The 2,939-nt window shown below is 55.4% G+C and carries 1 rRNA gene; it reads right to left on the reverse strand.

Features of this window, described 5'->3' with window-relative positions:
* Window positions 1-5: 5 nt before the first annotated feature.
* A 23S ribosomal RNA gene (locus KNO99_RS15170) occupies window positions 6-2,917 on the reverse strand.
* Window positions 2,918-2,939 lie beyond the last annotated feature (22 nt).

Below are 2,939 nucleotides of genomic sequence, written 5' to 3' on the forward strand. Positions count from 1 at the left end.
TAGACTAGATCAAAGCCTCGACCGATTAGTATCATTCAGCTCCACGTGTCACCACGCTTCCACCCATGACCTATCTACCTCATCGTCTCTGAGGGGTCTTTCTTGATTGCTCAAAGGGAAATCTCATCTCGGAGGGGGCTTCATGCTTAGATGCTTTCAGCACTTATCCCGTCCGCACGTAGCTACCCAGCGATGCTCCTGGCGGAACAACTGGTACACCAGCGGTGCGTCCATCCCGGTCCTCTCGTACTAAGGACAGCTCTCCTCAAATTTCCTGCGCCCACGACGGATAGGGACCGAACTGTCTCACGACGTTCTGAACCCAGCTCGCGTACCGCTTTAATGGGCGAACAGCCCAACCCTTGGGACCTACTCCAGCCCCAGGATGCGATGAGCCGACATCGAGGTGCCAAACCTCCCCGTCGATGTGGACTCTTGGGGGAGATCAGCCTGTTATCCCCAGGGTAGCTTTTATCCGTTGAGCGATGGCCCTTCCATGCGGAACCACCGGATCACTAAGCCCGACTTTCGTCCCTGCTCGACTTGTAGGTCTCGCAGTCAAGCTCCCTTCTGCCTTTGCACTCTTCGAATGATTTCCAACCATTCTGAGGGAACCTTTGGGCGCCTCCGTTACTGTTTAGGAGGCGACCGCCCCAGTCAAACTACCCGCCTGACACGGTCCTCCAGCCGGATCACGGCTGCGAGTTAGAGACTCTATACGCAAAGGGTGGTATCCCAAGGGTGTCTCCACCGAAGCTGGCGCTCCGGCTTCACAAACTCCCACCTATCCTGTACATCGCGTACAAAGCCTCAATATCAGGCTGTAGTAAAGCTCCATGGGGTCTTTCCGTCCTGTCGCGGGTAACCTGCATCTTCACAGGTACTATGATTTCACCGGGTCTCTCGTTGAGACAGTGCCCAAATCGTTACGCCTTTCGTGCGGGTCGGAACTTACCCGACAAGGAATTTCGCTACCTTAGGACCGTTATAGTTACGGCCGCCGTTTACTGGGGCTTCGGTTCAGTGCTTCTCTTGCGATGACACATCCCCTTAACCTTCCAGCACCGGGCAGGCGTCAGCCCCTATACTTCATCTTGCGATTTAGCAGAGACCTGTGTTTTTGCTAAACAGTCGTTTGGGCCTATTCACTGCGGCTTATGTTGCCATAAGCGTCCCTTCTCCCGAAGTTACGGGACCATTTTGCCGAGTTCCTTAACGAGAGTTATCCCGCGCGTCTTAGAATTCTCATCTCGCCTACCTGTGTCGGTTTGCGGTACTGGCGCCGACCTCCTCACTAGAGGCTTTTCTTGGCAGCGTGAAATCCGGTGCTTCGCCCTACGGGCTCCACGTCACAGCTCAACCTTGTGCCGGGCGGATTTGCCAACCCGACGGCCTCGCTGCTTGTCCGTGCACTTCCAGTCGCACGGTCACCTTATCCTTCTGCGTCCCCCCATCGTTCAAACGGTGGTACGGCGGTACAGGAATATCGACCTGTTGTCCATCGCCTACGCCTTTCGGCCTCGGCTTAGGTCCAGACTAACCCTGAGCGGACGAGCCTTCCTCAGGAAACCTTAGGCTTTCGACGGAGGGGATTCTCACCCCTCTTTTCGCTACTCACACCGGCATTCTCACTTCCAAGCGCTCCACGGCTCCTCACGATACCGCTTCACTGCTGCTTGGAACGCTCTCCTACCATCCCTTACGGGATCCATAGCTTCGGTGGTATGTTTAGCCCCGTTACATTTTCGGCGCGGCGCCACTCGACTAGTGAGCTATTACGCACTCTTTGAATGGTGGCTGCTTCTAAGCCAACATCCTAGTTGTCTGTGCAGCGCCACATCCTTTTCCACTTAACATACACTTGGGGACCTTAGCTGATGGTCTGGGCTGTTTCCCTCTCGACTACGGATCTTATCACTCGCAGTCTGACTCCCGAGTACAAGTTGCTGGCATTCGGAGTTTGACTGAATTCGGTAACCCTGTGGGGGCCCCTAGTCCAATCAGTGCTCTACCTCCAGAACTCTTCACCTCGAGGCTAGCCCTAAAGCTATTTCGGAGAGAACCAGCTATCTCCAGGTTCGATTGGCATTTCACCGCTACCCACACCTCATCCCCGCACTTTTCAACGTGCGTGGGTTCGGACCTCCAGTCAGTGTTACCTGACCTTCATCCTGGACATGGGTAGATCACCTGGTTTCGGGTCTACGACGACGGACTGATGCGCCCTGTTCAGACTCGCTTTCGCTGCGGCTCCGCCTCATCGGCTTAACCTCGCCCGCCATCGTAACTCGCCGGTTCATTCTACAAAAGGCACGCCATCACCCGTGAACGGGCTCTGACTACTTGTAGGCATACGGTTTCAGGATCTGTTTCACTCCCCTTCCGGGGTGCTTTTCACCTTTCCCTCACGGTACTGGTTCACTATCGGTCACTAGGAAGTATTTAGCCTTGGGAGATGGTCCTCCCGGATTCCGACGGGGTTTCACGTGTCCCGCCGTACTCAGGATCCACTCTGGAGGGGATGGGGTTTCGGCTACAGGGCCGTCACCTTCTCTGGCCGACCTTTCCAGGTCGTTCACCTACCCTATCCCTTTGTAACTCCGTGTAGAGTGTCCTACAACCCCAGGAAGCATGCTTCCTGGTTTGGGCTGTTCCCGTTTCGCTCGCCGCTACTCAGGGAATCGAATTTTCTTTCTCTTCCTCCGGGTACTTAGATGTTTCAGTTCCCCGGGTGTGCCTCACGCCACGCTATGTATTCACGTGGGTGTCCCGCCAGTCTCCCGGCGGTGGGTTCCCCCATTCGGAGATCTCTGGATCAATGTGTACTTACCACTCCCCAGAGCATTTCGCTGTTCGTCGCGTCCTTCATCGGCTCCTAGTGCCAAGGCATCCACCGTACGCCCTTTCTACCTTGATCTAGCGTCTAAGACACACGGTCC

It is taken from the genome of Exiguobacterium sp. s189, from assembly GCF_018617615.1.
Lineage (GTDB): Bacteria > Bacillota > Bacilli > Exiguobacteriales > Exiguobacteriaceae > Exiguobacterium > Exiguobacterium aestuarii_A.